The organism is Pseudomonas sp. NPDC087803, from assembly GCF_044742995.1.
Taxonomy (GTDB): Bacteria; Pseudomonadota; Gammaproteobacteria; order Pseudomonadales; family Pseudomonadaceae; genus Aquipseudomonas.
Genome location: NZ_JBIUVO010000017.1, coordinates 18,637 through 39,355 on the forward strand (window position 1 = coordinate 18,637; position 20,719 = coordinate 39,355).

Genomic DNA, 20,719 nt, shown 5'->3' on the forward strand with positions numbered 1-20,719 from the left:
TTCAGGAGAACCCGATGAACCTTGTTGAACTGACCGAACGCCTGCACGCCATTCGCGACCGCAATGACTGGCGGCAATTTCACAGCCCGAAAAACCTCGCCATGGCCGCCAGCGTGGAAATGTCCGAGCTGGTGGAGATCTTCCAGTGGCTGACGGAAGACCAGTCACGCCAGTTGCCGGCCGACAAACTGGCGCATGCCGGGCAGGAAGTCGGCGACATCGTCCTGTATCTGTTGCTGCTGTGCAGCGAGTTGGGGCTGGACATGAACGAAGTGGTGCGCAGCAAGCTCGCCGACAGCGAACGGCGGTTCAGCTGATGAGCGACCGGCATTTCGATCAGTTGGCGACCCGTTTCGCCGAAAAAATCTACGGCGGCGCCAAAGGCGCGATTCGCCTTGCAGTGTTGCAGGCCGACCTGGCCGAAGCGTTGCCGGACCGACCGTTGCGCGTGCTGGACATCGGTGGCGGTCTGGGCCACATGTCGCTGTGGCTGGCCGAGCGGGGCCACGAAGTGACCTTCACCGAACCGGCCGAACCGATGCTCGAAGGTGCCCGCCAGCGGTTCGCCGAGGCCGGGCAGAGCGCGACGTTCATTCAGGCGCCGTGGCAGGAACTGCTCGGTCAGCTCACCGACCCCTACGATCTGGTGATCTGCCACGCGGTGCTCGAATGGCTGGCCGAACCGCATGCGATCCTGCCAGTGCTGCATCAACTGACGAAGCCCGATGGCTGGCTGTCGCTGGCGTTCTACAACCGGGATGCGCTGATTTATCGCAACCTGCTCAAAGGCCATTTCAAGAAAATGCGCAAGAACACCATGGCCGGTGAAAAGCAGAGCCTGACCCCGCAGCAACCGCTCGACCCGCGGCAACTGGCAACGCAACTCGAAGGCTTGTGGCGGGTCGAAAGCCAGAGCGGGATCCGGGTTTTCCACGACTACATGCCGGTGGAATTTCAGGCCCGCGCCGAACTCGTGGACTTGCTGGAGATGGAACTCGCGCACCGTCGTCACCCAAGCTTCGCCGGGCTTGGGCGTTACTTGCACTGGATCTGTCGGCCGATCTGATCGGAGCACCACATGAAAGCACAATCGGGGTTATTGCTGATCTGTCTGGGGTTGGCCGCCTGCCAGGGCAGCAACCCGTACGTCGCGCAGTCGCGGCCCTTGCCACCGGCGCCAGCGCAAGCGGCCAACACCTTCGATCGCAGCGCCTATCCGGCGCCACCGCGTGATTACGGGCGCTATCGCAGTTGGGCCTGGCTCAACGGCCAATTGCCGCCGGGCACGGCCTGGGCCGATTCGGCGCAAGTGGCTGAAGCGGTGAGCAATGCGCTGGATCAGCGCGGGCTGCGGCCGTTGCACGACAACCGTCCGGCCGACCTGCTGGTCAGCGCCAATTTGCGTCTGGAAACCCGCTTGCGTCAGGTCCAGGACGATTACGGTTACGGCGGATACAGTGGCTATGATCGCTACGGGCGCGGTTACGGCATGTACAACACGGTGCCGATTGTTCGCACCTATCAGGAGCAGGTTGTGGTGGTGCAGGTCAATCTGTTCGACGCCGGCACCGGTCAACCGGTGTGGAGCGCCAGCGCCGAAACGGCCAACCAGGGTAGCCAGCTGGTGCGCACCGACGCGATTCGCGAGGCTCTGGAAAAAGCCCTGTCGGCCTATCCGCCGAGCTAGACTTCATGTGAGAACGCTTCGCAGGTTCAGGCCTTCAACCGGAGAACAACCATGTTCCGTCGTCTCGCTTTACTGGCCATGGCCGCGCTGCTCAGTGCTTGCGCCGCCAACCAGGTCAATCACGACTTTGACGCCAGCCGCGACTTTGCCGCCTATCGCAGCTGGAGCTGGAAAGAACCCGCGCTGCAATACCGCCCGGATGATCCCCGGATCAAGAGCGACCTGACCGAGCAACGCATTCGCCAGGCCGTCAGCGATCAGCTCGACCAGCGCGGCTTGCGTCCCGCCGCAGCGGGGGCCAAGGGCGACCTGAGTGTGCAGACCTACCTGATCGTCGAGGATCGCCAGCAGCAAGTGACCACCAACTACGGCGGCGGTTGGGGCGGCCCATGGAACGGTTACTGGGGCGCGCCGATGTACAACGAAACCCGCAACATCACCTACAAGGTGGCGACCATCCAAATTGACCTGCTCGATGGCAAGGACGGCAAACTGGTATGGCGCGGCAGCGACGAGCAAATGCTCAGCAGCACGCCCAATCCGCAGGATCGCAGTAACGCGGTGCGCGAAACGGTCAGCCGGATTTTGGCCAACTATCCACCGCGCTAGTCCGCTGTAAAAAAAAACGGGAGCCCCAGCGGCTCCCATTTTTTTGCCCCACCATAAATCCCGGTGGGAGCGGGCTTGCTCGCGAAGACGGTGTGTCATTCACATTGAAGGTGACTGACACGCCGTCTTCGCGAGCAAGTCGAATCGTCACACCGCCGCGCTCACAGGGGATCTTCATCATTGCGAAGCGGCGCGGTGCCAGCACTCCCGCTCAGCGCCGTCTACACTCAAATCCACCATCGGAGGTAGCGCTCGGCAACGCGCCGGCAAAGGAGTGCGCCATGTCGCCCCGTATGCAGTTCAACGGCCCGGCCCGGCAACACGGGGCGATCGGGTTGATGGCGGCTGCCACCCTCAGCCTGGCGCTGGTGTTGATGCTGTTGGTGGTCGATACCGGTCGGCTGTACATGGAGCAGCGCAAGTTGCAGCGGGTGGTCGACAGCGCGGCGCTGGAAGCGGTCAGTCGCGGCGGCAATTGTCAGTCAGGCCTAAGTGCTGCCACGTATGCCGGGCAAAGCGCGGTGCGCAATGGCTACATCGTCGATAGCAACAACACCCTCGCGACTACCTGCGGCAGCGTGCAGACCGCGGCCAGCGGCCTGCGTGCGTTCACCGTCGATGCAACCCGGTCGAGCGCGATCAAAGTGGTCGCCAGCCGCACGGTCACCACCAGTTTTGCCGGCGGCGTGCAGGCCTTGTTCAGTGGCTCGGCGGTCAGCCTTAACACCACGCTCAACGCCTCGGCCGTCGCCGCCCAACCGATACCAACGGTTGCGCAACTGAACATTCGCAGCACCCTGGCGAGCATCAACACCGCGCAGTCGAACATTCTCAATCCGCTGTTTTCCGGGCTGCTCGGCGGCAACGTCAACCTCACGGCACTGGGGTGGGATGGCTTGCTCAATACCGACATCAACTTGCTCAGCTACCTCGACCAACTGGCGATCAACCTCAACGTCGCCGCCGGCAACTACACGCAACTGCTCAACACTCAAGCCACGGTCACCCAATTGATTCAGGCCGCGGCCACGGTGGTCCAGCTCAATGGCGCGACCGCCACGGTGATCACTGCGCTGGGTCAACTGCAGGTTGCGGCGATCAACGCCGCACCGGTCAAACTCGGCGACATCCTGCAGCTGCAGACCGGCACCACGGCGGCCGGGCTGGATGCCAACTTGCAGCTGCTGCAATTGATTCAGGGTGTGGTGCAACTGGCCAACAGCAAAAGCGCGGTGGCCGCGACCTTGCCGATCAGTGTGCTGGGGCTGGCGAATGTGACGGTGCGGGTCAAGGTGATCGAGCCGCCGCAGTTCTCGGCGATTGGCGATCCGGCGCGGGCCAAGGCCAATCCGTTGGGGGCGGACCGGATTTATGTGCGTACGGCGCAGATTCGTACGATGCTCTCGGTGGATCTGCCGGTATTGAGCGGGGTGGCCGGGCTGACCAACGCGGTACTGGGTCTGGTGGGGGGGCTGACCTCGACGCTCAATGCACTGCTGGGCCTGAATCTGGTGGCAGTGCTGAACTCGGTGGTATGCCTTGGCTGTCAGCAACTGGATCCGCTGCTTTTGCCGTCGCCGAGAATCGATATCAGTCTGGATGCCGGTGGTGCCAAAAGTTATGTCACCGATTACAGCTGCCCGACCGGATCCACCGGTACCAAGAGTCTGACGGCGCATACCATTACCTCGATTGCCGACCTCAAGCTCGGCAAGATCGACCCCACCAATGCCTTCTCATCCTCAGCCGAGCCGACAGTCACGCCGTTGCCGCTGATCGATCTTGGCATCGCGACGTGTTACCGGGTCGCTGGGCTCGGCAGTTGCGACCCCAATTCGCATATTCAATACGGTGCCGGTGGTATCGCGATCATGCTGGATACCAGCGTTGCGCAAAACTCGCAGGACTTGTTGTTTTCCAGCGGTACGCCATTCGCAACACCCGCCAACCTGAAACTGCCGCCGAGCGTGCAATCAGCTGCGCCGACCTCCAATATCGTCGGCAGCCTGAGCAATACGTTGGCGGGTATCAATCTGATCGTATACAGGCCGCAGGGCAGTAATCCGCTGGGCGCCATTGTGACTGGCGTCGCCTCATTGATCAGTGATGTCACCAATCACCTGCTCCCTGTGGTGACCAATCTGGTCAGCCCATTGCTCGACCCATTGCTCAACAATCTGCTTAAAAGCCTTGGCATTAACCTGATGGACGTCGACGTCGGCGCCAACATGACCTGTGGCCAGACCGGCAAGGCCTATCTGGTGATCTAGGCGTCCGGGGCAATCGGCAATTCGATGCAGAAGCGTGCGCCTTCCAGCGAGTTGCGCACGCTCAATTGGCCACCCATGTTTTCGATGATGCCGTAGCTCACCGACAGGCCGAGCCCGGTGCCGACGCCCACTGGTTTGGTGGTGAAGAACGGTTCGAAAATCCGCTCCAGCAAGCGCGGGTCGATGCCGCCGCCGTTGTCCTCAACCCACAGCCGCACTTTGCTTTCATCGCGCTCGGCGTAGATCGAAATCCATGGCTTGAACGACGTATCTTTCTCGCGTTTGCCGAGCAGCGCATCGCGGGCGTTGACCATCAGGTTGATCAGCACCTGTTCCAGCTGATCGACATAACCGCGCACCTGCACGCTGAAAGCGGTTTCGCTGATGCGCAGATCGACACCTTTGCCGCGCATGCCTTCGGCCAGCAACGACAGCGTGCCTTCGATGGCCGAGGCCGGGTTGAACAGTTGCTGTTCGATCTCCGAGCGGCGGCCGAACACGCGCATGTGATCGACCACTTTCGCGGCGCGCTGCACCTGGGCGTCGATACGGTTGAGTTTGTCGGTCAGATAATCGATCTGCACATCGCCGTTGCCCAGGCGCTTGAGTACGTTGACCACGGCCATGCGCATCACGTTCAGCGGCTGGTTGATTTCGTGGGCGAGGCCGGTGGCCATTTCGCCAAGGGTGGCCATTTTCGCGCTTTGCGTGAGTTGCTGCTGCGAGCGCCGCACCTCGGTGTTGTCGCGGCCCACGGCTTGCACTTCAAGCAAACGCCCGTGTTCATCGAACACCCCGCGATCTGACCACACCCACCACGCATGCTCGCGCCCAGGTAATTGCAGACTGATTTCGGCGGTGCTCACCGGCAACTCCGGGGTCAGCAGCGCCAGACGCTGGACGAAGGCGGCGCGTTGTTCCTCGGACATCCAGCTGCCCAGATCGACCCCCGGCAATTGCTCCGGGGTGCATTCCAGGTAGGTCGCCAGCGGCCGGTTGCCGAAGGTCAGGGTCAGGTCCGGGCGATAGCGGCAGATCATCGCCGGTGAGTCTTCCACCAGAATCCGGTAGCGCTCTTCGCTGTGTCTGACCTGTTCGGCGGCGAGGGTTGCTTCGGTGACATCCAGCCACAGGCCGACGGCTTCGACCGGCAGGCCAAGGTCATTGCGCAGCAGCTTGGCTTCGTCGAGCAGCCAGTGGTATTCGCCGCGTGCATCGCGCAAGCGATAACGCGCGCGCACCGAGCCTTCGCGCAACAGTTGGCGGCTGCGGGCGAAATACAGTTCGCGGTCTTCAGGATGAATCAGTTGCACCCAGTCGGCGGCGCAGCCCTCGTCCGGCGTCCAGCCCAGCAGCGGCTGCAGGCTGGCGCTGAAGAAGTCGGGAAGCAGCGCGCCCTCGACGTAGCGCTGCACATAAATCACTGCCGGCGAACTGGCGATCAGGTTATCCAGCCGCGCATGGGCGGCTTCGGCGCGTTGCTGCTGGTTGCGCGTGTCGCTGATATCGAGCATGAACCCCACCAGCCGCCGCTGTTCTCCGCTGCCGGCGACCTGGCCCTGAACCCGATACCACACGGGTGTCTGTCCGGGACCGCTGCGGTGCAGACGGACGCTCAGGGTCAGGGCTTCACCTTGCAGTTGCAGGGCGCGCAGGCGGCTGCGCAGTTCTTCGCGATCGGCCGGATGAATCAGTGTCAGCCAGTCTTGCACCGGCATACGCGCGCTGTGTGCAGGTAGCACCTCGAGCAACGCCGGAGCCAGCAGCACGTCATCGCCGAGCATTTCCCACCAACCGGTACCGAGCAGGCTTTGCAGCGATTCGAGGCGTTCGCTGTATTGATGATGCTGCTGCTCACGCAAGCGGCCGAGCAGGGGCGCGGCCAGTGCGCTGGCCAATGCCAGCCAGTCACGGTCGTTCAGATGCGGCGCGGCCACGTCCACGGTGTAGAAGCCGCAGAGCAGCCACGCGACGACCCCGCGATCATCGTTGTAGGGCACGGCAAACCCATCGGCGTTGCCGAATGTGGCTTCGACTCGCGCATGTTCGTACAGACCATGATGGGCACCGAGGCGCTGCGGCGCACTGCCGTTGAGGCTGTCGAGTGGCGTGCCCAGCCGTTGACCGTCCTGCCACAGCAGCGGAGCATCGTGGGCGCGGTACTGTGCGTAAACCTGCCAGCCCTGGGCCTGTTTATCGAGCAGCGCGATGGCCAGACACGGGATATGCCAGCGCTGGGCGATGGCCTGCAATTGCTCGCTGACCACCATCGGCAAACGCGTCAGGCTACACACGCGCAAGTGTTCGCTGATCCGCCCGGCGAGGGCCTGACACGCTTCGCGGTGGCGCGACTGCTGACGCTCCAGCAGCAGGTCAGCGATGTCCATCAGTTGCAATACCCAGCCCGCCGTCGAAGGCTGCACCCAGCCGCGCAGGTGCAGGGTCTGATCGCTGAGGCCGGGGAAATCCAGGTCGAGCATTTGCCCTTGCCAGTCCTGCGGGCGGCCTTCGATGGCCAGCGTGCTGTGTGCGAGCAAATAAGCCGACAACGGCAGCGGCGAATCGTGGGGCGGCTGTTGCGCCAACAGGTGACGCAACGGCCCGGCCATTTGCAACACGCGGCCGTCGTGGTCCAGTTGCAGGTGCAGGCCCAGCGGCGGTGAACCGAGTGGGTCGGGCAACTCGTTGGCAGGCACTGGTGCGCGTTTGAGCAGGCGCCCGAACAGATTGTCGCCGCCGGTCAAAATTTCAGGCTCGACGCGGCGGAGAGAGTGGCGGGCAGGCTCGGCACTGCACCCACGCCCGGCAGCACCAGAAACGGAATGACCTGATTGAGCTTGCTGGTGGGGTAATCGACCCTGACCGTCAGCGTACCTTGAGTGGCGTCATACACCGCCGAGGTGTCGACGCCGACCACCAGATTCAGCGCGGATGGCACCCACTGCAATTGCTGGGTCAACGCGGTATTGGCAGTGCTCACCACTACGGCGGCGTAACCGGGGGTATTCGGGTCGACCGCGACGCTGCGGCGCACTGCTTCGGACGTCGCCTCGTTGAAAGTCTGCATCAATACAAACGGCAGGCTGTAGCTGACCAGCGCGTAGAACACAGCGAAAAAAATCACGAATACCAGAGCGAATTCGATCGCCACTGCGCCTGCCTGTGATTTTGCGAAGCCGGTTTTCATGAGTGCGTCTACCCTGACTTTCACTGCGTAGTATCAGCATAGAATCATTCAGAAAAATCGGATGGATTTAACCGGATGCAGAGTTTAGTTCTCCTGATCTGGCTGGCCCTGTGCGCCGCCCAGGATGCCCGGCAACGGCGTATCGCCAATGGGCTGACATTCGGTGCGGGGGCGCTGGCGCTGATCTATCTGTTGGCGACCGGCACGACCTGGCTCGGTGCCGAGGCGCAACAGGGATTGTGGGCCGCCGTGATCGCCCTGGCGTTGACCATTCCGGGGTATTTCATGGGCCGTATGGGCGCGGGCGATGTGAAACTAATGACAGCCATGGCCCTTGCGACGAACGGTTTATTCATTCTTTGCGCGTTTATCGGCGCCGGCGTCGCCAGTTTGCTCTGGCTGCTGATCGCGCCAAGAGTCTGGCTTCATATGAGTCAACGACTTAAAGAACATCTTCGATATATGGAGCCTGTAGCGTCAAAGAAGCTGCCATTTGCGCCGTTCGTGCTGCTGGGTGTATTGGCTTCGATACATTGGATCCATTAGTCGCCAGATGCCACTAGTCCTATGTACATAGTCGGAAAGTGCGTCTACTTTCAAATGAAGTGGTTACATTGCCAAAGTGCAGAAAAAGTCAGCTTTGGCCCGAGCAATGGAGTGGTTCGTGAACAAGCTTACGTCGGCGGTAAAAGTGCTCGTGGTCGATGATCAACCGTTGATCGTCGAAGAGTTGTGCGAGTTTCTCGAAAGCAGCGGTTACCGCTGTGTGCCGTGTGAATCCAGTGCGCAGGCGATCGAGCGTTTCCGCGAGGACACGGAGATCGGCCTGGTGTTGAGCGATCTGCACATGCCGGACATGGACGGCATTCAGTTGGTGCAGGAACTGCAACGGATCTGCGGCAAGCACCGGGTGTTCGAGGCGATCATGCTCACCGGCCGTGCCGACAAACAGGACGTGATCAAGGCCCTGCGCGCCGGGATTGCCGACTACTACCAGAAGCCGATCGAACTGGATGAACTGCTCGAAGGGGTGAAGCGTCAGGAAGCAGCCCTGCAGGAGCGGCACAAGAATGTGCAGTTGGGGCACCTGAACCAGAAACTGCAGTTCCTTTCCGAATCCATCGACGACCTCTACCAGGACCTGGACAAGGTCCGGCGCAGTCCGGCGACAGTGGTCAGCGACATGCTCGGCGGTGACGGCAGCGAGTCGGAGCAGGAGATTCCGGCGATCTTCAATCAGTTGTCGCCACGGCAACTGGATGTGGCGCGGCTGGTGGGCAAAGGGCAGACCAACTATCAGATCGCCTGCGAGCTGGGCATCACCGAAAACACTGTGAAACTGTATGTCTCGCAGGTGTTGCGTCTGACCCACATGCACAACCGCACCCAGTTGGCACTGGCGCTGTCGCCCAGTGCTTCGGCCGCCCGTCAGCGTGTGACCGCACACTGATCACGCTTGCCTGTCCCTCGCGGACAGGCAGTCAATTCTGCCAAAAATACCTTGAGCGAATTACCTGGCCTGCGCCTTCGGTTTGGGGAAAAGATTGTCCAGGGTTTCCAGCAGGCGCACGTGGTAGATCGGCTTGCGAAACAAGTCCAGCACCTGCAGGCGCAGCATGTCGCTGACGTCTTCCATATCGGCATGTCCGGAGGTCACGATCACCGGCAGAAGCTCACGTGAAGTGTGTTCGCGCAGGCGTTTGATCAGCGACATGCCGGACTCCTCCGGCATGCGCAGATCGGTGATCACCAGGGCGATATCCGGATGGCGAGTGAGGTGGTGCAGGGCGAGTTTCACCGAGGTGGCGGTGTGGCAGACAAAACCCTCGCCCTCCAGTAACTCGGCCAGCTCAAGCAACGCGTCCTCTTCGTCGTCAACCAGAAGCAACTGTTGGCGGGGTAATGAGGAAGCAATCATGGGCAGTCCCTGAAAAGCTGAAAGTGAGATCGAGTGTAGCGCGACATTCGCCGGACGCGACTCACATCAGGGGGTCTGCACCGGAGCGGTTTGCGAGGCTCCACCAAGCGCCACCAGAACATTGTTGAAAATCGCAAATATCTTCGCGCCCAACGGGGTGATGAATACCACCACGACGACCGCGACCATCGCCACCACAATGGCGTATTCGATGGCTGAAGCGGCTTCCGTGCTGGCCAGAAATGACCTCAGGCGCATGATCAGGTATTCAAGGATCATTGACATTCTCCTTAGTTACAACGGGAGACCGGACCTGTTAAATCCGATGACTTGCCAGTGCCTGAACGCTGCTATGGGTGAGCATGGGGTCGGGCACTGGAAGAGGGGCAAGGTTTTTGATCAAGGTGTCGGTCTGACCTGCGTAGCGCCACCGAGTTTGGTCAGTACCAGGTTGAAGATGGCCAGCACCTTGTCGCCGATGGGCGTCACGAACACCACAACCACGACAGCCACCATTGCCACCACAATGGCGTATTCGATGGCAGACGCGCCTTCTTCACTTCTGCACAGCAGCCTGGCCCTGGCCAGTAGATAGTCGATGATCATCCGAAACATACGTCCACTCCTTTGCGCCTCTGGCGCCGATCCAACGCTACAGCGGCATGCTTTCACCGTGCTATCAAAGCATTGTCAACAAACCCCCGCTCAACAACTGTAAGAACGGATTAATCACAAAGGATTAATCGGAATGTTAGTTGAGCCAATCCCTACAGTTAATTGGCCATGACTCATACTTTAGTGGGTTATTTTCCTGTCAGTAATGGCGTTTTTGCTCGGATCAGCTAGCGTGGAAATAGCGAAATCGTTGCATGTTCATAGCTGCCTGATCGCGAAAAATTCTCTCGACAGGAAGTACAGGCTGTCGGTGCAGCAGGAAAGGGAGAGCCGTCATGAACAGTCGCGTCACCATGGGTCTTGCAGCAGTGCTGCTGTTGGGCGCAATCGTCGTCGGTTACTGGGGCCTGGTCCTCAGTCGGCAACCGGCTCCCGTGGCCCAGGCGCCTGCCGCCCCCGTGGTCGCCGTGGAAAAAACCGTCGCCGCCGCTGAAGACCAGACCCGCCAACCGGTGGTTGTGCTGCTGCACGATGTCCCGCCGTTCACGCCTCTCACGGCTGCCGATGTGGCGCTGGAGAAACTGCGCAGTGCGCCAGCCGGCAGCCTTTCCAGTGTCGATCAGGCAGTCGGTCGCACACCCTGGCGGCACCTGAGTGCCGGCACTTGGCTCAACGACGAAAGCTTTCAGGCCGGCGGCTCGCTGGCGCGGATGATCCACAGCGATGAGCGCGCGTTGACCGTGGCGGTGGACGAAGTGATTGGCGCCGCCGGGCAACTGATCCCCGGCGACTACGTCGATGTGCTGCTCTACCTGCGTCAGGACGCGAGCAATCTGCAGCAGTCGGCGCAGATCGTGGTGCCGGCCATGCGCGTGCTCGGTGTCGGTGAGCAATATGGCCTGACCAACGATGGGCAGCCCGCCAACCCGGCCCTCAGCGCCGACGACAAACTCAAACAGGATCAACGCCGGATTGCCGCGCGCACCGTGGTGCTGGCGGTGCCCGAACAATTGCTCAGCCGGATGATGCTCGCCACTCAGGTCGGTACGTTGCGTCTGGCTGTGCGCAGCAGCGAGGAGCAGCGCCTGGCCAAATACTGGGCCGGTGAAAAACAGTCGCCGGCGCACCTGGACAACGCCAACAGCCAGCTCTTCCAGTTCACCCAACTGGCCCTTGGTGGCGCGCCGAAAGCGCCGGCCACTGGCGGCCATGCACGGACGCCGATGGAAGTGATCCGTGGCAATCAGCTTTCCCAACAAGCCCCATGACTGAGCAAGGATCCACGTGCATGCAGAGTCGATTCAGGCCGCTATTAAAACCTGTAGTCCGGGCCTTGATACTGATGGGACTGTCGATGAACGCCGCCCTCGCGGCCACCGGCAATTGCTCGGCCCTTGGCCGTATGCCGCCGGTGATCGAGATCGGCGAAGGCTTCCAGCAGGACATCCAGTCGCCGGTGGCAATCACCCGCGTGGCCATCGGTGATCCGAAAATCGCCGATGTGCATGACACCGGCAGCGCCTCGTTTTTACTCACCGGCGTGGCGCCCGGCGCCACCAGCCTGATGGTCTGGACCTCGTGCTCCAGTGAGCCGCGCCAGAGCATGGTGTTCGTTCAAGGCAGTGCCACCGCCGCATTGACCAGCGCCAGCCGGATGCCTTCCGATGATCCGACGCTGCCCTCGCAAGTGCAGACCGACATTCGCTTCGTCGAAGTCAGCCGCACCAAACTCAAGGAAGCCACCGCTTCGCTGATCGGCACTCGCGGCAATTTCCTGTTTGGTTCGCCCGGTACGTTGCCACCGATCGACGGCGTGCCGACGCCGAGACTGCCGGTGGATAACGGCCTGTTCAATTTCTCGTGGATCGGTGGCAAGACCATGGCGATCATCAACGCCCTGGAAACCAGCGGCTTCGCCTACACCCTCGCGCGGCCGAGCCTGGTGGCATTGAGCGGGCAGAGCGCAAGTTTTCTGGCCGGTGGTGAAATCCCGATTCCGGTGCCCAGTGCCGGCAGCGATAACGTGTCGATCGAGTACAAGGAGTTCGGTATCCGCCTGACCCTGACCCCGACCGTCATCAGCCACGACCGCATCGCGCTGAAAGTCGCCCCGGAAGTCAGCGAGCTGGATTTGAGCAACGCCGTGCAGATCGCCGGTACCACGGTGCCGGCCCTGACGATTCGCCGGACCGACACCAGCGTCTCGCTGGCCGATGGCGAAAGCTTCGTGATCAGCGGCTTGATCAGCACCACCAACAGCTCGCAGGTGAACAAGTTTCCGGGGCTGGGCGATATCCCGGTGCTCGGCGCGTTTTTCAAAGGCTCGCAGATCAAGCGTGAAGAGCGTGAGCTGCTGATGATCGTCACGCCGCATCTGGTGCAGCCACTGGCGGCGAACGCGCAACTGCCATCGCTGCCGGGGGAAAAACTGCGCAACTACGACCCGAATTTCTACCGCATGTTTTTCCTCGAAAACGGCAATTTCGACAAACGCAGCGGGTTGTCCCAATGAGCCAGAGTCTGAGCCAGACCTTTCTTGCGATCACCCGCAACAACACCGATCTGGAGTGGCTGCAAGGTGCGCTCGCGCCGCTGGGGCAGGTGGTGAGTGCCGGGGCCGGAAGCCTGGATGAACTGCTCGCGCTGGTCGACGTCACTTTCGCCAGCCTGGTGTTCGTCGGCCTCGATCGCGACCATGTGGTGGCGCAGAGTGCGTTGATCGAAGGCGCGCTGGAAGCCAAACCGATGCTCGCCATCGTCGCGCTCGGTGATGGCATGGACAACCAACTGGTGCTCAATGCGATGCGCGCCGGCGCCCGGGATTTCGTCGCCTACGGTTCGCGGGCCAGTGAAGTCGCCGGGCTGGTGCGGCGCCTGAACAAACGCCTGCCCCCCGTGGCGGCCAACACTCAGCTCGGGGGGCTCACCGTGCTGTACGGCACGCAGAGCAATTCCGACGGCGCGCTGCTGGCCAACCATATGGCGCTGGTGGTGCAAAAGAGTGGGCAGCAGACGCTGCTGCTGGATCTTGGGCTGCCGCGCGGTGACAGCCTGGCGCTGCTCGGGCTCGAGAGTTCGTTTCACTTCGGCGATGCCTTGCGTCACCTGCGCAGGCTCGACGCGACCCTCATCGACAGCGCCTTCACCAGCGCTGAAGCAGGCCTGCGGATTCTGGCTTACGCCAGCAGCGACGAGCCGCTGGAAAGCACCAGCGCCGCCGAGCTGTACATGTTGCTCAGCGCCTTGCGCCAACACTTCCAGCACATCGTCGTGAACCTCACCGGGCAGTCCGACAGCGAGGCCTTGCGCACGTTTGTCAGCCACTGCGACAAGCTGCTGTGGTACACCGATCAGAACGTGCTCAACTGCCGGCGCAATCTCGCTGTGCTCAACCTGTGGCGCGAGAAGGGCATGAAGCTCGACCACGGGCGGTTGCTGGTAGACGGCTATCTGAGCAGCGTGGCCCCGGATGCTGAAACCCTGGGCAAAACTTTCAACCTCGAAGTGATCGCGGTATTGGCCGCCAACGCCGAAGTGCGCCTCAACGCCAAGAACCAGGGCGTCAGCCTGTTCGAACTGGCCCCGCGGGAAAAACTCACGCAGAGCCTGCGCACCCTCGGCGAGCGTCTGGCCAAACGCTCCGAAGGCCTGGCCAAACCCAAGGTCACCTGGTTCGACCGCTTGCGAGGCACCTCATGAGCGCGGAAAAACTGTTCGGTGCGGTGCAGCACGGCGCGGTCGGCAATACCGATCACGAAGGCCTGAAACTGGTCCTGCACCGGTACATCATCGACGCCATCGAAGAGTCGGGGAAAAACCTGCTGGAGGGCTCGCGCCAGTTGCTGGCGCAGTTTGTCACCGACAAGGTCGCTGAATACATCGCCCGCCTGCACCTGGCGATTTCCCGTTACGAGATGGAGCGGCTGGCCGAAGAAATCGTCGACGAACTCACCGGTTTCGGCCCGCTGGAAGTGCTGCTGCGCGATCAGTCGGTGACCGAGATTCTGGTCAACGGTCCGCATCGGGTGTTTATCGAACGCGATGGCGTGCTGCATCAAAGTGACCTGCGTTTTATTGATGCGCATCACGTCGAGCGGGTCATGCAGCGAATTCTCGCGCCACTCGGGCGCCGCCTCGACGAGTCCTCGCCGATGGTTGACGCGCGGCTGCCGGACGGCAGCCGGGTCAACGCGATCATTCCGCCGATCGCTCTCGACGGTCCGTGCCTGTCGATCCGGAAGTTTCGCAAGGACATGCTCAAGAGCAGCGACCTGATGGCGATGCAGACCATCGACCTGGCGATTTTCGAATTCCTCCAGGAGGCGGTGGGCAAGCGCTGCAACGTGCTCATCAGCGGCGGTACCGGCACCGGCAAGACCACGCTGCTGAATATCCTCAGCCAGTTGATCAACCCTCACGAACGCTTGGTGACCATCGAGGACGTCGCCGAATTGCAGCTCGGCCACCCGCACGTCGTGCGCCTGGAAACCCGTCCGCCGAACGCCGAGGGCCACGGTGAAGTGAAGGCCAGCGACCTGATCCGCAACGCCCTGCGCATGCGCCCCGACCGGATCATCCTTGGTGAAATTCGTGGGGTCGAAGTGGTCGATGTGCTGACCGCGATGAACACCGGTCACGACGGCTCGATGAGCACCGTGCACGCCAACAATGCGCAGGATGCCTTGCTGCGGCTGGAGACGCTGGTGGGGCTGACCGGGCGCACGATCGCCGAACGCACCCTGCGCCAGATGATCTGTGCCGCCCTCGACGTGATCATTCAGCTGACCCGCATGCCCGACGGCCGCCGCTGTGTCAGCGAGGTGGTGGAAGTAGTCGGCATCCGCGAAGACGTCTACGTCACCAACACGTTGTTTCGCCTTGATCGGCGCACCGGGTTCGGCTTCCTGCGCGAAGCGGTCAACCCGGCGGGCGACAAGTTGCGCCATGAGACTCACCTGGGCTGACCGCATGGGACTTGCATCATGATCGGACCGCTCATTCTTATCCTGCTTTGTCTGATCCTGCTCGGGCTGTCGATCTGGCTGTTCGTGCACGGTATCCACAAGACTGGCAACGAACGGGTGCTCAATCGCCTCGCGGCCGGGCAGCCACAACTGACCGCACAGAAGCCGACCTGGGTCGGGCTTGAGCGGATGTTTCTGCGTGCCGGTCTGGGCCGTCCGACCGAGCGCTTCGGTCTGTGGCTGACCCTGTGGGGCGTGGCGATTGTCCTCGGTTATCTGCTGGCGGACTGGATCGGTTTGCTGGCGATGCTGTTGGCGCCACCGCTGATCTTGCGGCTGTACATTTCCTGGCTGTACCACCGGCGGATCAAACGCATGATCGAGCAGTTGCCGCAGTTGCTCGACTACACCGTGCGCAGCCTCAAGTCCGGTCGTACCTTGAGTGACGCGGTCATGGGCGGCATCGAATCGAGCGACGATCCGCTGAAAAAAGCCATGGGCCGGGTGCAGCGCAACGTGCAGTTGGGGGTCAATCTGCCAGACGCGGTCAGCGACTTTGCCGAACTCTATGAGCAGGACGAACTGCGCATGTTCGCCCTCGGCCTCAAGGTCAACCATCGTTATGGCGGCAACGCCAGTGAGTTGCTGGAGAACCTGATCAAGCTGATCCGCGAACGTGACCAGGGCGCCCGGCAACTGCGCGCGCTCACTGGCGAAACGCGTATGACCGCCTGGGTGCTGGGTTCGCTGCCGGTGATCCTGGTGAGCTACTTCATGCTGACCAACCCCGGCTACATGCTCGGCATGTGGCACGACTCCGGTGGCCAGACCATGTTGATCATCGCCGTGGTGTTGCAAGTGACCGGCTGCCTGGCGCTGTGGCGCATGTTGCGGAGTATTTGAAATGGTCTATCTCGCCGCTCTGATGCTGCTGCTCGGCGCGCTGTTGCTGGTGGTCAATCACCTGCTGACCGAGCGCCGCCGGGTGCGTCAGGTCAACCAGCGATTGCAGGGCCATCTGGTGCGCGAGAACCGTTTCGGCACCTGGTTGCGCGCCTTGGGCAACAGCCGGTTCGGCCAGCGTTCAGTCAGCATCGACAGCGAAACCCAGACCCTGCTCAGCCGTCTCGGTTGGCGTCGCGCCAGTGAGCGTTCGCTGTTCGCCGCCTGCCAGATCGGCACGCCGCTGCTGGCGCTGGGGTTGGCGATCTTTCTGCAAGAAGTGTTTTTTCCGCACGCCGCCAACCGCTGGATCGTGCCGATGCTCGCCACTGGGGCCGGTTACCTGTTGCCCAAGCGGCTGTTGGCCTACGCCGCCGGGCGCCGGCAGAAAATCATCGCCGTGGAAATCTCCACGTTCATCCCGCTGCTGCGCATCCTCTTCGAGTCGGGCATGGCGGTCGAACAAGCCCTGCGGGTGCTCAGCACCGAAGGGCAGAAACTGCTGCCGGAACTGACCAGCGAGCTGCGCCTGATTCTGGCCCGGGTCGACTCGGGGCTGGAGTTGGGACAGGAATTGAACAAGGCCTCGGTGATGCTTGCGGTCGATGAATTCACCGACACCTGCGTGATCCTGCAGCAACTGATCCAGCAGGGCGGCGGGGCGATGAAATCGCTGCTCGCGCTCAAGCAATTGCTCGACGATCGCCGCCTGACCCGGCTGCAGGAATACATCTCGAAGATGTCGGCGAAGATGTCGGTGGTGATGATGCTGTTTCTGTTTCCTGCCTTGCTGATCGTACTGGCCGGCCCGGGGTTCACTGCGATTACCCGGGCGTTTGCAAACTGACGTGGGCTCATGGAGAGCATTTGATGAAAGCACTGATTGTCTTGGCAAGTCTGTTGTTGCTCGGTGGTTGCGCCACCGACGGCCAGGCGCCGTGGTCGGCGATGCTCGCACCGACCACGTGCAGCAAGCTCGATTCCGAACAGGAGCTGGCGCTGAACCTGGCGGACGATCTGGCCAACGACGGCAAGCTGCATGCCAGTCTGGCCAACCTGCAGAGCCTGCCGGACAAACTGGCCGAAGTGCGGCTGCGCAAGGCCCGGGTGTATCGCTTGCTTGGACGCAGCGAAGCCGAACCGCTGTATCGCGGGCTGCTCGGCACCTGCCTGACGGCGGACGCCGAACATGGCCTGGGTCAGATCTATGCCGCCCGTGGCGACAACGGTCAGGCCCAGGCGCACTTGCAGCGCGCGGTGCGTCTGGCGCCGACCAATGAAAAAATCCGCAACGACCTCGGCGTGGTGTACCTCAATCAACTGCGTCTTGAAGATGCGCGGTTCGAATTCCTCACCGCCATCGAGCTCAAGCAGAACGACCAACTGGCCACGCTGAATCTGGTGAGCCTGCTGCTGTACCAGAACAACTGGCAGCAAGCCGCCGAAATCGTCAGCCGTGCGCACCTGACGCCGGAGCAATTTTCCGATGCCCAGGCCCGCGCGGAAAAACTCAAGGTCCCGGCCAAGGCTGCGCCACCCGCCGGCAATCAGGTGGCGGTGGTGGCTGACCCGCAACCGTCGACGCTCAAGTGACATTCCGGGAGATCACCATGAACTGCTTGCATCGCGTGTGCTGCCTGACTCTGCTGAGCCTGCCACTGGCGGCCCAGGCTATCGACGCCGGTCCGGCCTCGGCGCAGCAACAGGAAACCGAAGGCTGGCTGGTCCTGCAAAGCCGCAACCAGGCCGCCTCGACCAAGCCGCAAACCGCCACGGCGGCAGAGCGCGAACAGGCGATGCAGCGCTGGTTGAAGAAGTACAAATACGAGATTCCGGATTTCTACGACCCGGATGCGGGCGGCAAGATCGAGACCAAAAACTAGATGGTCGCACAACTCATGCGCGCAGGAGGATGTGGCCTGAGTGAACACTCGCTGTGTTGTTCTGGAAATTGACGCCAGTACTTTGACTTTTATATGGCATCAAAATGATGGCTCCTGTACATTCCCCGCGCCCGAACCAGGACGATCTGGCGGGACGGTAGGGAGGCCTGAACGATGTAATGAACCCTGCTGAAACTGTTTTTATGTTTTGGAAGGGATTCTCGCGTGAATATCGTTTGCCTGCGCCGCTCTGTCCTGGCGCTGTCCATTGCCGCCGCCACGCTGCACACCTCCTTCGCGGTCGCCGCCGGCGCGAGCCTGAACCACGATCTGAGTGGTGGTCCGTTGACCGCTAATCTGCAGAATTGGGGGCTGGTCACTTTGAGCGGCAACGGCAACATCGCTCCCGTCTCGCAGTTGAGCTCGACCTACGGCGCGCAGCTCTCGGGGGTGACGGCGGATCAACTGCGCAACACCGGCAATATCCAGATTGACGGCGCCAAGTTTGGCGTTGGCATCAATCTGGGAACTGCCGGTGTGGTGCCGACCAAGATCGCCGGCGCGTTGTTGAACGAAGGCTCCATTTCGGTTCACGGCCTGGCCGACGCTGGTACATCCAGCGGTATTTCCGATCTCGGCAGCACGCTGGGCGACTCATTGGTCAATAGCGGCAGCATCGACGTCAGCGGCCAGACGGCCAGCGGCCTGTCGCTGGTGCATACCAACATGACCGGGCTCAGCAACCGAGGCACCATCAGCGCAAGTGGCACCGATGCATTGGGGGTATTGCTCGACGGTGCGACGCTGAGCCTCTCAGTCAACAACACGGGGACTATCCGTGCGACCGGTGCCAATGCCGAGGCATTGGTGTTCGAGGGGGTCAAGTTCAGCGGTCCGGTGGGCGCCAACGCCACCGCACTGTGGAACGGCGGAACCATCTCCGGCGAAGACATCGGTGTGCATGTCAGCGGTCAGGCCAGTGGCGCTCTGCCCTTCGGTATCTACCAAATGAACGGGTTGATCGAGGGCGGCAAGGCGGCGATCCAGGTCGATGACGGGGCAAGCTATTTCTATTTCTATGGCGGCGCCGTGAAAGGGGATCTGCTCGGGTTGTCCGGGGTCAAGGTCGATGGCGACGCGATCTTCGACGGTTCGACCATCCGCTCCGGCTACGTGACCATCGAAGAGGGCACGCTGACTCTGATGAAGCCGCACACCACGTTTATCGGCGACTTCGATATGGAAGAGTCCAACTCGGTGCTGGAGATGTACCTGGGTAACGACACCAACCCGGCGCTGCCCGTGTTGAAAGTCACCGGCACCACCGATATCGCTCCGGGCGCGCAACTGCGCTTGCTGGCGCGCTCCAGTGATTTTCGCGTGAGCCCGGGCGGTACGCGTTACACCCTGATCAGCTCGGGGAATCTGCTGGGTGGCAACAACCTGACCGTGACCTCGACCTCCGCGCTGCTGGATGTGAAGAGCTTCAGTGTGGTCGGCAATGACATCACCAGTGTGGTGACAACCAAGTCGAGCGAGGTGCTGGCCGAGAACACCCTGGCAGTCGGCGGCAGTGATAATGCGGCGACGGCGGTGGGGCATGTGCCTGGGCTGCTGGCGCGCCTTGACGAGCAGGATCCGGTATTCCAGGCATTCGCCAATGCCGACACCAATGCCGAACTGGCGCGGCTGAGTGAAGCCCTCAGCCCGGACGTCAGCCGTGGCGTGCTTCACGCGGCCACCAACAGTCAGACGCTGGTCTCGGGCGTGATCAATGATCGCTCCAGTCGCGCACGCTCAGCCACCGGCGCCGCGGAAAAAGGCGTATGGCTGCAAGCCCTGAGCAGCGATGCCAATCAGGACGAGCGTCGCGGTGTCGCCGGTTATGACGCCGACAGCCACGGGATCGCGGTCGGTGCCGATGGTCAGTTGAATGCCGATACCACGCTGGGTCTGGCCTACAGCTACCTCGATACCGATGTGAAATCCGATCTTGACAACAAGACCCAAGTCACCGGGCATGCGCTGACGCTGTACAGCAACTGGGTGCATGACAACTGGTTCGTCGACTCGTCGCTGATGTACGGTTGGAACGACAACGAATCCAAACGCTATATCGCTGGCACTCAGGCCAAGGCTGATTACGACAGTGACGTATTCGGCGTAAGCGCACTGGCCGGTTACAGCCTGCGGCTGATGCCTGATGTGGTGCTGGAACCCCAGGTCGGCGCACGCTATGCCAATGTGGGCATGGATGCCTATCGCGAGAAGGGCAGCTCGGCGTCGCTCAACGTCGGCAGCCAGCGTTACGAAGTCGGTGAGATGGGCGTCGGTGCACGTCTGGCCGCAGCGTTCGACGTTGGCAGCGGTAGCCTGGAACCGGAAGCCAAGTTGATGGCCTGGCATGATTTCATTGGCGACAAGGTCAGCACTACGTCGGCGTTCGTGCTGGGGGGCGAGTCGTCCGTCAGCCGCGGTACCACACCGGTGCGTGACAGTTATGAACTGGGCCTGGGCGCCAACTACCGGATGGGCACGTGGAGCGTCGGCGGCTCTTACAACTATCTGACCTCGAGCGGTTTCGATTCCGACAGCTTTACCGCGAAGGTGCGTTACGCGTTCTGATCCACATCGCATAAAACCT

The 20,719-nt window shown here is 61.7% G+C and carries 21 protein-coding genes; 16 read left to right on the forward strand and 5 right to left on the reverse strand.

Going from position 1 to position 20,719, the window contains the following annotated elements:
- Positions 1–14 precede the first annotated feature (14 nt).
- The 5 genes from ACIOUG_RS12190 to ACIOUG_RS12210 all read left to right on the forward strand — a co-directional run bounded on the left by ACIOUG_RS12190 (position 15) and on the right by ACIOUG_RS12210 (position 4,566).
- The gene (locus tag ACIOUG_RS12190) at positions 15–317 is read left to right on the forward strand and encodes a MazG-like family protein (RefSeq protein WP_007951009.1); all 303 of its coding nucleotides are present in this window, start codon (positions 15–17) and stop codon (positions 315–317) included.
- The gene (locus ACIOUG_RS12195) at positions 317–1,066 is read left to right on the forward strand and encodes a methyltransferase (RefSeq protein WP_401065690.1); all 750 of its coding nucleotides are present in this window, start codon (positions 317–319) and stop codon (positions 1,064–1,066) included. The genes ACIOUG_RS12190 and ACIOUG_RS12195 overlap by 1 nt, the downstream gene beginning before the upstream one ends.
- A gap of 12 nt (positions 1,067–1,078) precedes the next feature.
- Positions 1,079–1,687, forward strand: coding sequence for a DUF4136 domain-containing protein (locus ACIOUG_RS12200; RefSeq protein ID WP_258678162.1), 609 nt, complete (start codon positions 1,079–1,081; stop codon positions 1,685–1,687).
- Between the two features lie 51 nt (positions 1,688–1,738).
- Positions 1,739–2,296: a DUF4136 domain-containing protein gene (locus ACIOUG_RS12205; protein WP_007963018.1), complete on the forward strand. Its 558-nt coding sequence runs from the start codon at positions 1,739–1,741 to the stop codon at positions 2,294–2,296.
- A 281-nt stretch (positions 2,297–2,577) separates the two neighbouring features.
- A complete protein-coding gene (locus ACIOUG_RS12210; protein ID WP_401065694.1) occupies positions 2,578–4,566 on the forward strand; it encodes a pilus assembly protein TadG-related protein in 1,989 nt (662 codons plus the stop codon).
- Here the strand turns inward: ACIOUG_RS12210 and ACIOUG_RS12215 are convergent.
- Positions 4,563–7,310: a PAS domain-containing protein gene (locus ACIOUG_RS12215; RefSeq protein ID WP_401065697.1), complete on the reverse strand. Its 2,748-nt coding sequence runs from the start codon at positions 7,308–7,310 to the stop codon at positions 4,563–4,565. The genes ACIOUG_RS12210 and ACIOUG_RS12215 overlap by 4 nt on opposite strands.
- Entirely contained in the window at positions 7,307–7,753 is a 447-nt protein-coding gene (locus ACIOUG_RS12220) for a TadE/TadG family type IV pilus assembly protein (protein WP_401065700.1), read from the reverse strand. The genes ACIOUG_RS12215 and ACIOUG_RS12220 overlap by 4 nt, the downstream gene beginning before the upstream one ends.
- A gap of 75 nt (positions 7,754–7,828) precedes the next feature.
- On the opposite strand from ACIOUG_RS12220, the gene ACIOUG_RS12225 reads away from it, so the two are divergent.
- Together ACIOUG_RS12225 and ACIOUG_RS12230 are read left to right on the forward strand one after the other, a co-directional pair.
- On the forward strand, positions 7,829–8,299 hold the full coding sequence (locus ACIOUG_RS12225; protein WP_401065703.1) for a prepilin peptidase: 471 nt from the start codon (positions 7,829–7,831) through the stop codon (positions 8,297–8,299).
- 118 nt (positions 8,300–8,417) lie between these two features.
- A complete protein-coding gene (locus ACIOUG_RS12230) occupies positions 8,418–9,203 on the forward strand; it encodes a response regulator (RefSeq protein ID WP_401065706.1) in 786 nt (261 codons plus the stop codon).
- A gap of 60 nt (positions 9,204–9,263) precedes the next feature.
- Here ACIOUG_RS12230 and ACIOUG_RS12235 read toward each other — a convergent pair whose 3' ends face one another.
- The 3 genes from ACIOUG_RS12235 to ACIOUG_RS12245 form a co-directional block, all read right to left on the reverse strand.
- Positions 9,264–9,671: a response regulator gene (locus tag ACIOUG_RS12235; RefSeq protein ID WP_401065708.1), complete on the reverse strand. Its 408-nt coding sequence runs from the start codon at positions 9,669–9,671 to the stop codon at positions 9,264–9,266.
- 66 nt (positions 9,672–9,737) lie between these two features.
- A complete protein-coding gene (locus tag ACIOUG_RS12240) occupies positions 9,738–9,950 on the reverse strand; it encodes a Flp family type IVb pilin (RefSeq protein WP_134785354.1) in 213 nt (70 codons plus the stop codon).
- A 120-nt stretch (positions 9,951–10,070) separates the two neighbouring features.
- Positions 10,071–10,277 carry a Flp family type IVb pilin gene (locus tag ACIOUG_RS12245; protein WP_102357094.1) on the reverse strand — a complete coding sequence of 69 codons (207 nt, stop codon included), beginning with the start codon at positions 10,275–10,277 and terminating at the stop codon, positions 10,071–10,073.
- Positions 10,278–10,621: 344 nt separating this feature from the next.
- Between ACIOUG_RS12245 and cpaB the strand changes: the two genes are divergently transcribed.
- The 9 genes from cpaB (at position 10,622) to ACIOUG_RS12290 (ending at position 20,700) form a co-directional block, all read left to right on the forward strand.
- Positions 10,622–11,554: a Flp pilus assembly protein CpaB gene (gene cpaB, locus ACIOUG_RS12250; RefSeq protein WP_401065711.1), complete on the forward strand. Its 933-nt coding sequence runs from the start codon at positions 10,622–10,624 to the stop codon at positions 11,552–11,554.
- 20 nt (positions 11,555–11,574) lie between these two features.
- Positions 11,575–12,798: a type II and III secretion system protein family protein gene (locus ACIOUG_RS12255; protein ID WP_103484585.1), complete on the forward strand. Its 1,224-nt coding sequence runs from the start codon at positions 11,575–11,577 to the stop codon at positions 12,796–12,798.
- Positions 12,795–13,985 carry a pilus assembly protein gene (locus ACIOUG_RS12260; protein ID WP_401065714.1) on the forward strand — a complete coding sequence of 397 codons (1,191 nt, stop codon included), beginning with the start codon at positions 12,795–12,797 and terminating at the stop codon, positions 13,983–13,985. The genes ACIOUG_RS12255 and ACIOUG_RS12260 overlap by 4 nt, the downstream gene beginning before the upstream one ends.
- Positions 13,982–15,250: a CpaF family protein gene (locus ACIOUG_RS12265; RefSeq protein WP_401065717.1), complete on the forward strand. Its 1,269-nt coding sequence runs from the start codon at positions 13,982–13,984 to the stop codon at positions 15,248–15,250. Before ACIOUG_RS12260 ends, ACIOUG_RS12265 begins: the two co-directional genes overlap by 4 nt.
- 18 nt (positions 15,251–15,268) lie before the next feature.
- Positions 15,269–16,153, forward strand: a complete 885-nt coding sequence (locus ACIOUG_RS12270) for a type II secretion system F family protein (protein ID WP_401065720.1) — start codon at positions 15,269–15,271, stop codon at positions 16,151–16,153.
- 1 nt (position 16,154) lies between these two features.
- Entirely contained in the window at positions 16,155–17,039 is an 885-nt protein-coding gene (locus ACIOUG_RS12275; protein WP_401065723.1) for a type II secretion system F family protein, read from the forward strand.
- 23 nt (positions 17,040–17,062) lie between these two features.
- Positions 17,063–17,785: a tetratricopeptide repeat protein gene (locus ACIOUG_RS12280; protein WP_401065726.1), complete on the forward strand. Its 723-nt coding sequence runs from the start codon at positions 17,063–17,065 to the stop codon at positions 17,783–17,785.
- A gap of 17 nt (positions 17,786–17,802) precedes the next feature.
- Positions 17,803–18,075, forward strand: a complete 273-nt coding sequence (locus tag ACIOUG_RS12285; protein ID WP_103484579.1) for a DUF3613 domain-containing protein — start codon at positions 17,803–17,805, stop codon at positions 18,073–18,075.
- 225 nt (positions 18,076–18,300) lie between these two features.
- Positions 18,301–20,700, forward strand: a complete 2,400-nt coding sequence (locus tag ACIOUG_RS12290) for an autotransporter domain-containing protein (RefSeq protein WP_401065729.1) — start codon at positions 18,301–18,303, stop codon at positions 20,698–20,700.
- Positions 20,701–20,719 lie beyond the last annotated feature (19 nt).

Coding starts and splice junctions, on each gene's coding strand:
- cpaB (WP_401065711.1), top strand. CDS start 10,622: ATGAACAGTCGCGTCACCATGGGTCTTGCAGCAGTGCTGCTGTTGGGC.
- ACIOUG_RS12200 (WP_258678162.1), top strand. CDS start 1,079: ATGAAAGCACAATCGGGGTTATTGCTGATCTGTCTGGGGTTGGCCGCC.
- ACIOUG_RS12260 (WP_401065714.1), top strand. CDS start 12,795: ATGAGCCAGAGTCTGAGCCAGACCTTTCTTGCGATCACCCGCAACAAC.
- ACIOUG_RS12255 (WP_103484585.1), top strand. CDS start 11,575: ATGCAGAGTCGATTCAGGCCGCTATTAAAACCTGTAGTCCGGGCCTTG.
- ACIOUG_RS12235 (WP_401065708.1), bottom strand. CDS start 9,671: ATGATTGCTTCCTCATTACCCCGCCAACAGTTGCTTCTGGTTGACGAC.
- ACIOUG_RS12195 (WP_401065690.1), top strand. CDS start 317: ATGAGCGACCGGCATTTCGATCAGTTGGCGACCCGTTTCGCCGAAAAA.
- ACIOUG_RS12240 (WP_134785354.1), bottom strand. CDS start 9,950: ATGATCCTTGAATACCTGATCATGCGCCTGAGGTCATTTCTGGCCAGC.
- ACIOUG_RS12220 (WP_401065700.1), bottom strand. CDS start 7,753: ATGAAAACCGGCTTCGCAAAATCACAGGCAGGCGCAGTGGCGATCGAA.
- ACIOUG_RS12265 (WP_401065717.1), top strand. CDS start 13,982: ATGAGCGCGGAAAAACTGTTCGGTGCGGTGCAGCACGGCGCGGTCGGC.
- ACIOUG_RS12280 (WP_401065726.1), top strand. CDS start 17,063: ATGAAAGCACTGATTGTCTTGGCAAGTCTGTTGTTGCTCGGTGGTTGC.
- ACIOUG_RS12225 (WP_401065703.1), top strand. CDS start 7,829: ATGCAGAGTTTAGTTCTCCTGATCTGGCTGGCCCTGTGCGCCGCCCAG.
- ACIOUG_RS12245 (WP_102357094.1), bottom strand. CDS start 10,277: ATGATCATCGACTATCTACTGGCCAGGGCCAGGCTGCTGTGCAGAAGT.
- ACIOUG_RS12270 (WP_401065720.1), top strand. CDS start 15,269: ATGATCGGACCGCTCATTCTTATCCTGCTTTGTCTGATCCTGCTCGGG.
- ACIOUG_RS12205 (WP_007963018.1), top strand. CDS start 1,739: ATGTTCCGTCGTCTCGCTTTACTGGCCATGGCCGCGCTGCTCAGTGCT.
- ACIOUG_RS12275 (WP_401065723.1), top strand. CDS start 16,155: ATGGTCTATCTCGCCGCTCTGATGCTGCTGCTCGGCGCGCTGTTGCTG.
- ACIOUG_RS12210 (WP_401065694.1), top strand. CDS start 2,578: ATGTCGCCCCGTATGCAGTTCAACGGCCCGGCCCGGCAACACGGGGCG.
- ACIOUG_RS12190 (WP_007951009.1), top strand. CDS start 15: ATGAACCTTGTTGAACTGACCGAACGCCTGCACGCCATTCGCGACCGC.
- ACIOUG_RS12285 (WP_103484579.1), top strand. CDS start 17,803: ATGAACTGCTTGCATCGCGTGTGCTGCCTGACTCTGCTGAGCCTGCCA.